The sequence below is a fragment of the Microbacterium sp. UBA1097 genome (genome assembly GCF_002313585.1).
Lineage (GTDB): Bacteria > Actinomycetota > Actinomycetes > Actinomycetales > Microbacteriaceae > Microbacterium.
In genome coordinates this window covers 20519-27463 of the sequence record NZ_DCBW01000061.1, presented here as the reverse complement: position 1 = coordinate 27463, position 6945 = coordinate 20519, and the positions used below count along the sequence as shown (strand labels likewise).

The following is a 6945-nucleotide window of genomic DNA, read 5'->3' as shown; positions in this document are numbered from 1 at the left end:
CGAAACGGCGGGCTGGCTCATCCGCCCGCCGTTCCCCCACGACCGGTTCTTCGAGATCAACACGCGCATTCACGGGATCCGCGAACAGGACGTCGTAGACGCGCCAACCTGGGCTGGGCAGCTGTCGGGTCTGTGCGCGTTCATCGGTGATGACGTCGCGGTCGCCCACAACGCCGGGTTCGACATGAGCGTCATCCGCCGGGCCTGCGAGGCAACCGGAACTGCCTGCCCCGACCTGACCTACGCCTGCACGGTGCAGATATCGCGCCGCACGTACGACATCCCGTCGCATCGCCTCCCCGCCGCGGCAGCCGCCGCCGGATACGCGGGCTTCGTGCATCACGAGGCTGTCGCGGATGCCGTGGCCTGCGCGCACATCGCGATCGATGCTGCGCGCCGCGCCGCCGCACCCGACATCACGTCACTCGCCGAAGCACTCGGGGTGCGGCTCGGGCGTCTCGAGGGCTTCGCCGCAGCAGCCGAGACGATCTTCGCCTGACGCGCCACGTCCTCTGCCCTGCCCCTGCCCCCGTCGCGGCGCGGTGAGCGGACGATGTCGGTGGCCCGCGGCATCCTGACGACATGGACGCATTACTGGTGTCGGGAATCATCCTCGGGAGCCTCGCTGCAGGCCTCATCGCGGGGTGGGCCTTGGGTGCGGCGGGAGCTCGGGCCCGATCGGCGGCCCAGCTGGCCGGCGTGCGGGAACAGCTTGCCGCGACCACCGCCGCACACGAGGCGACGCTCGCGCAGCTCGCGCAGCAGAAGGAGTGGTACCGCGACCTCGTCGCGCAGACCCGCTCCGACCAGGCAGCCCGCGAAGAGCGCGAGAGACGCGAACAGTCGGTCCTGCGCGCCCTCGAACCGGTGCGCGAGACGCTGCAGACCATGCAGACGACTGTCGCCGAACTCGAACGCGAACGACAGAACCAGTACGGCACGATCGCCGAGCAGTTGCGCCGAGCCCAGCAGTCCGATGAAGCTCTGCGCGCCACGACCGAGAGCCTTGCCAGCGCGCTGCGTTCGGGAAGCACGCGGGGCGTGTGGGGCGAGACGCAGCTGCGCCGCGTCGTCGAGGCTGCCGGACTGACACGGCACGTCGACTTCGACATCCAGTCGACGATCGAAACGGATGCCGGCGCCGGCCGCCCTGACATGATCATTCGGCTGCCGGGAGACAAGGCCATCGCCGTCGACGCCAAGGTTCCCCTTGATGCGTATCTGGAGGCCGCCGCGCTCCCGGACACCGCGACCGGCGCGGGCGCGGCGCACCGGCGAGCGCTGCTCGACAAGCACGTCAAGGCCATGCGCGCACACGTGGACGCCCTCGCCAAGAAGACGTACTGGGCGGGGTTGTCATCGAGCCCCGAGTTCGTGATCTGCTTCGTGCCGAGCGAGTCACTTCTGTCGACGGCACTCGATGCCGACCCCACGCTGCTGGATTACGCCTTCGGACGACGCGTCGCGCTGGCGTCACCGGTCAATCTGTGGGCGGTGCTCAAGACCGTCGCCTACACCTGGACGCAGCAGGACGTCACCGCGGATGCCCGGCGCCTGTTCGATCTCGGCAATGAACTGTTCACGCGGCTCGGCGGCCTCGCATCGCACGCCAACGACCTGCGCCGGTCGATCGAACGGACCGTCGAGTCCTTCAACCGCTTCGCGGGAACTCTCGAGTCTCGGGTGCTCGTGACGGCAAGGAAGTTCCCCGGGATCGATGACACGAAGCTGGATGCCGTCACCGGCCCGGCCGCGATCGAGTCGGCTCCCCGGCACCTGACGGCGATCGAACTTCTGGAACCCGGGTCAGAACACGACGGAAGTCGAGCTTCGGGGATCACCGATAACGAGCCGCCAACTCGCATAACGGCAGATCTCGGTGAGGTCAGGGGGCGCGTTCAGGCGCCTACGCACCGCCGGGAATGAGGCTCAGCAGGGCGACAACCGTTCCCGACACCAAAATGAACGCTCCGATCGACCACCAGACCGACGGTTGATGCCCTTCGGGGCGACGCACCCGAAAGAAGACGTCAGGTCGGCGTGCCGGATCGCTGGCGTCCGCGATCACGGCCTGAGCACCGGTGTGCGGGCCCGTTCGGGGATTGCGGTCTTCGCTCGGTGGTGTCGACATGGCGTCACTCCTCGCTTCCGTTCGGACTCCTCTGATTCTGCCAGAGGCCCGCGCGGAGGCGGCCGCACCGCGCCCGAGAGCAGCGCCAGCCCATCAGGCCGACGAGGAAGTCACCTGCTCACAGCCACTTCGATACGAGGTGCTCGGACGAAATCCGACGCAGGGTCCCCGAAGCTCCGCGAAGAACGACACTCTCCGTGTAGACGTACCCGCCCTCACGCCGAACCCCGGCAACGAGCTCGCCGTTGGTCACTCCGGTAGCAACGAAGATCGTGTTGTTGCCCTGGACCATGTCGTCGGCCTCATAGATGTGCCCGTCGACCTTCAGGCCCGCGTCGGTGGCGCGCTGCGCCTCGTCGTCATTGCGGGGCCAGAGCCGTCCCTGGATGTGTCCGCCGAGGGCCTTGATCGCGCATGCCGTAACGATCCCCTCGGGGCTGCCTCCGATACCCACGCACATGTCGGTTCGCGCGTTGTGACGGGCCGCGTTGATTCCCCCCGCGACGTCACCGTCGCTCATGAGGCGTGTGCCGGCCCCGGCCTCCCGGATCTGTGCGATGAGCTTGTCGTGTCGCGGCCGGTTGAGGACCGAGACGACGATCTCATCCACCGGTTTGCCGAGCGCCTTTGCCAACAGCCGGATGTTTTCGCCGATCGGGAGGCGGATGTCGACCACGCCGACACCGGCGGGCCCGGTCACCAGCTTGTCCATGTAGAACACCGACGAGGCGTCGAGCATCGTGCCGTGATCTGAAACAGCAAGGACGGAGAGCGCGTTATTGCGACCCTCGGCCGTCAGCGATGTGCCGTCGATCGGGTCGACCGCGACGTCGCACTTCGGCCCGCGACCGTTGCCGACACTCTCACCGTTGAAGAGCATGGGGGCGTCATCCTTTTCGCCCTCGCCGATGACGATGGTGCCGTCGAAACTCACTGTCGTGAGGAACGCGCGCATGGCGTCGACCGCTGCCCCATCGGCAGCCTCTTTGGCACCGCGGCCGATGAAGGGCACCGACCGGATCGCCGCAGCCTCGGTCGCACGGACCAGCTCGAGCGCCAGGTTCCGGTCGGGATGCAACGGGCTCATGTCTGCGGTCAGGCTCACCATGCTCTCACCCTAGCCACGGCCGCGCCCGCGACCGTGGGGTTACGTCATCGGGTTCGGGGTAAGAATTGCGGTTCTTGCCAGGCCCGAAAGCGCGGTGTCTCAGACGCCGCTGTGTCCGCTCGATGCCCCGGCGGCCCACTCGAGCGCGATGACCACGACAAGTCCGATGACCGCGGAAATTCCCATTGCAGCCATCAGTCACGCCAACGTCATGCTCTTTGCGCGCGCCGACTGGATGAAGATGGCGCTCAGGATCATCGCGAGGTAACCGGCGACGAGGAGTGAGAGCGCCATGCCCGCCGATGCGAACTGCAGCGGCATGAGAAAGGCGAAGATGGTGCCCGCAACGATCAGCAGGATGCCGCCGGCGATCAACCACCGTTTCTCACCACCCTGACGCATAGCGGGCTGGTTGCGCATACTGGTCGGATCGTACTCAGTCGGATCAGTCATCGTCCCGACGGTAGGGCCTCATGTTCCGGCGATCACTCCCCTTGACAGATCCTGCGCACCGCCGCTGCACGCGGCTACGGTCGCGCCACGGGCGCCGTCGTTGCATCGAAGTGTTGCGAGACGAGCAGTATCCCCCCGGATGAGTTCGCCGAGTTGGCGAGGTCCTCGATCCATTCGCGGCTCAACTGCGGCGATTCCGGCTCATCGAAGACGAAACGGAGTGGTATCGACGGATGCAGCCACAGGGTGGTGCGGCCGGGTTCCTGGTCCTCTGGGTGCTGCCACGACACCGTGAAACTCTCGCCGCGGCGCAGCTTCGTGGCGATCACCACTTTGAGATGCGCAAGCGCGAGGTCATCGATGTAGATCGGGGTCGCCGATCCTCCGTAGTAAACAGTTCCCATGTGCGCAACCATACGTGCACAGCCGTCGATAAAGGCCGACATGGCAGAACCTTCATGTTCGGGTTGCACGTTAGCCGCTGCGCCGGTCAATCTCACGGCTCGCTGTCTCGGTGAGCGCGAGCCCGCTTCGCTAGAGTGACGGTGAACCCCCACCGAGGTGAATCCCCACCGACAAGGAGCGCACTCATGCCCGTCGCAACCCCCGACCAGTACGCCGAGATGCTCGACCGCGCCAAGGCGGGCGGGTTTGCCTACCCGGCTATCAACGTCTCGAGCTCGCAGTCGATCAACGCGGTACTACAGGGTCTCGCGGAGGCAGGTTCCGACGGCATCCTGCAGGTGACGACGGGTGGCGCTGATTACTTCGCCGGTCACACCGTCAAGGCTCGCGCGACCGGAGCGCTTGCGATGGCGAAGTTCGCGACCGAGGTCGCCAAGAACTACCCGATCACCGTCGCGCTGCACACCGACCACTGCCCCAAGCCCGCGCTCGAAGACTTCGTGCTCCCGCTGCTTGCGGCATCCGAGGAGCAGGTCAAGGCCGGCGGCGAGCCGATCTTCCAGTCCCACATGTGGGATGGCTCGGCAGTCCCGCTCGGCGAGAACATCGAGATCGCCAAGGAGCTGCTGCCCCGGCTGAAGAACATCAACGCGATCCTCGAGGTCGAGATCGGTGTCGTCGGCGGCGAAGAGGACGGCGTCAAGCACGAGGGCACAAACGACGCGCTCTACACCACGACCGGCGATGTCACGCAGGTCGTGGAGGCCCTGGGTCTTGGTGACCAGGGCCGGTGGATCGCCGCGCTCACCTTCGGCAACGTGCACGGGGTCTACAAGCCCGGCAACGTCAAGCTCAAGCCCGAACTGCTCGGCGAGATCCAGGAGGGGATCGCAGCCAAGTTCGGCACCGGCGCCAAGCCCCTCGATCTCGTCTTCCACGGCGGCAGCGGTTCGACCGAGGAAGAGATCGCGCTGGCTGTCGCGAACGGTGTGATCAAGATGAACATCGACACCGACACCCAGTACGCGTTCACGCGCTCCGTCGCGGGCTTCATGTTCAGCAACTACGACGGCGTCCTGAAGGTCGATGGCGAGGTCGGCAACAAGAAGGCGTACGACCCCCGCGCGTGGGGCAAGGTCGCGGAGTCCGCGATGGCGGCACGTGTGGTCGAAGCCACGCAGCAGCTCGGTTCCGCGGGCAAGTCGCTCGGCGCCTGAGACACAACGGCACGCACTCAGTCAGCCGACCCGCGTGCCTGATCTCAAGAGATCGAGGTCAGGTACGCGGCGAAGGCGGGGTCTGACATCAGCGGGACGATCGCGAGCGCGCCGACGACCACATGAGTCACGACGGCGCCGACCAGCGGCACCCACCACGCGATCTTGCCGGCCATGGTCCGCCGCACCGAGAACCATGCGGTGATGAGGTATCCGATGATCAGGGCGACCGCAGCTGCAGCACCCCACGTCTGTCCGCCGCCCAGGTTCGTGAACTCGCCGGGGATCCCCATCACCTCGAAGACCGTTGCGGCGTATTGCGAGAAATCCACGAGCGCGAGAGCAGCGACAGCGACGTTGACCAACGCGTAGGCAAGCAGGGCGAAGGTGACGATGCGGTCGATTGCCCTCGATCGTGCAGGGTCGACGGCACTGCGGGGCGTGCCGTCGTTGCCCACGGATGCCGACGCCGCGGCATCCGTCACCGACTCGCCGGTCTCGAGAGCCCATGTCGCGTCGGGCTTCTGGATGCGCGCCCGCTGCTCTTCCGGCGTCGCATAGACGCCGTACTTCGGCTCGGGCCGGTCTTCGTCGCTCATGCGCGCACGCGCCCGCCCCGGTGTTCGCTTGTGCTCTGCCGCAGTTCCTTGGGAAGCGAGAACATCAGGTCCTCCTCGGCTGTGCGCACCTCTTCGACGTCGCGATAGCCGGCCGCCGCAAGGTCCTCGAGCACCTGCTGAACCAGCACCTCGGGGACTGAGGCGCCACTGGTGACACCGACGCTGGCAACGCCATCGAGCCATTCCTGCCGAATCTCGTCAGCGTAATCGACGCGATACGCAGCCTTCGCGCCGTACTCGAGCGCGACCTCGACGAGCCGCACGCTGTTGGACGAGTTGGCCGAGCCGACGACGATCACCAGGTCAGCACCTTGGGCGACCTTCTTGATGGCTACCTGGCGGTTCTGGGTCGCGTAGCAGATGTCGTCGGAGGGCGGATCCTGCAGCTCGGGGAACCGCTCGCGCAACCGCCTGACGGTTTCCATCGTTTCGTCCACCGAGAGCGTCGTCTGCGAGAGCCAGACCACGCGGGACGGATCCCGCACCTGAACGGTGTCGGCCTCTTCGGGCGAGTTGACGATCGTGATGTGCTCCGGCGCCTCACCCGCCGTGCCCTCGACCTCTTCGTGACCGAGGTGACCGATCAAGAGGATCTCGAACTCGTCACGGGCAAAGCGCACTGCTTCGCGGTGAACCTTCGTCACCAGCGGGCAGGTCGCATCGATTGCCTGGAGCTGCCGATCGGCTGCCGACTGCACGACAGCCGGTGACACACCGTGCGCGCTGAAGACGACGTGCGCGCCCTCGGGAACTTCGTCGACCTCGTCGACGAAGATCGCGCCCTTCTGCTCCAGCTCGGTCACGACGTGGATGTTGTGAACGATCTGCTTGCGGACGTAGACGGGGGCACCGAATCGCTCGAGCGCCTTCTCGACCGCGATGACGGCTCGATCGACCCCCGCGCAGTATCCCCGGGGCGCAGCGAGCAGCACCCGCTTGGGTCGGTCGACCGGGATATCCTGGAGGCGCTCACGGCGCCGCGGAACGCGGGGCATGGGCATGTGTACCGCG

General features: G+C 66.6%; 9 protein-coding genes. 3 read left to right on the top strand and 6 right to left on the bottom strand.

Features of this window, described 5'->3' with window-relative positions; all coding sequences use genetic code 11:
* Window positions 1-499, top strand: a 499-nt coding sequence (locus B4F19_RS14885) for an exonuclease domain-containing protein (RefSeq protein ID WP_292735971.1), incomplete at its 5' end; no start/stop codon positions are given.
* A gap of 83 nt (window positions 500-582) precedes the next feature.
* Entirely contained in the window at window positions 583-1926 is a 1344-nt protein-coding gene (locus B4F19_RS14880) for a DNA recombination protein RmuC (protein ID WP_292735968.1), read from the top strand.
* Here B4F19_RS14880 and B4F19_RS14875 read toward each other — a convergent pair.
* The 4 genes from B4F19_RS14875 to B4F19_RS14860 form a co-directional block, all read right to left on the bottom strand.
* On the bottom strand, window positions 1907-2131 hold the full coding sequence (locus tag B4F19_RS14875) for a UDP-N-acetylmuramyl pentapeptide phosphotransferase (protein WP_228177056.1): 225 nt from the start codon (window positions 2129-2131) through the stop codon (window positions 1907-1909). The genes B4F19_RS14880 and B4F19_RS14875 overlap by 20 nt on opposite strands.
* 118 nt (window positions 2132-2249) lie before the next feature.
* Window positions 2250-3239, bottom strand: coding sequence for a class II fructose-bisphosphatase (gene glpX / locus B4F19_RS14870; protein ID WP_228177055.1), 990 nt, complete (start codon window positions 3237-3239; stop codon window positions 2250-2252).
* A gap of 198 nt (window positions 3240-3437) precedes the next feature.
* On the bottom strand, window positions 3438-3692 hold the full coding sequence (locus B4F19_RS14865) for a hypothetical protein (protein WP_292735966.1): 255 nt from the start codon (window positions 3690-3692) through the stop codon (window positions 3438-3440).
* A gap of 74 nt (window positions 3693-3766) precedes the next feature.
* Window positions 3767-4096 (bottom strand): hypothetical protein, encoded by a 330-nt coding sequence (locus B4F19_RS14860; protein WP_228177184.1) that lies wholly within the window; start codon window positions 4094-4096, stop codon window positions 3767-3769.
* Window positions 4097-4282: 186 nt separating this feature from the next.
* Here B4F19_RS14860 and fbaA point away from each other — a divergent pair, with 186 nt between their 5' ends.
* Window positions 4283-5314 (top strand): class II fructose-bisphosphate aldolase, encoded by a 1032-nt coding sequence (gene fbaA / locus B4F19_RS14855; protein WP_228177053.1) that lies wholly within the window; start codon window positions 4283-4285, stop codon window positions 5312-5314.
* A gap of 44 nt (window positions 5315-5358) precedes the next feature.
* Here the strand turns inward: fbaA and B4F19_RS14850 are convergent, their stop codons facing one another.
* Window positions 5359-5913 carry a DUF6264 family protein gene (locus B4F19_RS14850; protein ID WP_292725827.1) on the bottom strand — a complete coding sequence of 185 codons (555 nt, stop codon included), beginning with the start codon at window positions 5911-5913 and terminating at the stop codon, window positions 5359-5361.
* Window positions 5910-6929, bottom strand: a complete 1020-nt coding sequence (locus tag B4F19_RS14845) for a 4-hydroxy-3-methylbut-2-enyl diphosphate reductase (protein WP_374197993.1) — start codon at window positions 6927-6929, stop codon at window positions 5910-5912. Before B4F19_RS14845 ends, B4F19_RS14850 begins: the two co-directional genes overlap by 4 nt.
* Between the last annotated feature and the right edge of the window lie 16 nt (window positions 6930-6945).

Excerpts from the sequence above, each read along its gene's own strand:
- glpX (WP_228177055.1), bottom strand. The coding sequence starts at position 3,239 with ATGGTGAGCCTGACCGCAGACATGAGCCCGTTGCATCCCGACCGGAAC.
- B4F19_RS14875 (WP_228177056.1), bottom strand. The coding sequence starts at position 2,131 with ATGTCGACACCACCGAGCGAAGACCGCAATCCCCGAACGGGCCCGCAC.
- fbaA (WP_228177053.1), top strand. The coding sequence starts at position 4,283 with ATGCCCGTCGCAACCCCCGACCAGTACGCCGAGATGCTCGACCGCGCC.
- B4F19_RS14845 (WP_374197993.1), bottom strand. The coding sequence starts at position 6,929 with ATGCCCCGCGTTCCGCGGCGCCGTGAGCGCCTCCAGGATATCCCGGTC.
- B4F19_RS14850 (WP_292725827.1), bottom strand. The coding sequence starts at position 5,913 with ATGAGCGACGAAGACCGGCCCGAGCCGAAGTACGGCGTCTATGCGACG.
- B4F19_RS14865 (WP_292735966.1), bottom strand. The coding sequence starts at position 3,692 with ATGACTGATCCGACTGAGTACGATCCGACCAGTATGCGCAACCAGCCC.
- B4F19_RS14880 (WP_292735968.1), top strand. The coding sequence starts at position 583 with ATGGACGCATTACTGGTGTCGGGAATCATCCTCGGGAGCCTCGCTGCA.
- B4F19_RS14860 (WP_228177184.1), bottom strand. The coding sequence starts at position 4,096 with ATGGGAACTGTTTACTACGGAGGATCGGCGACCCCGATCTACATCGAT.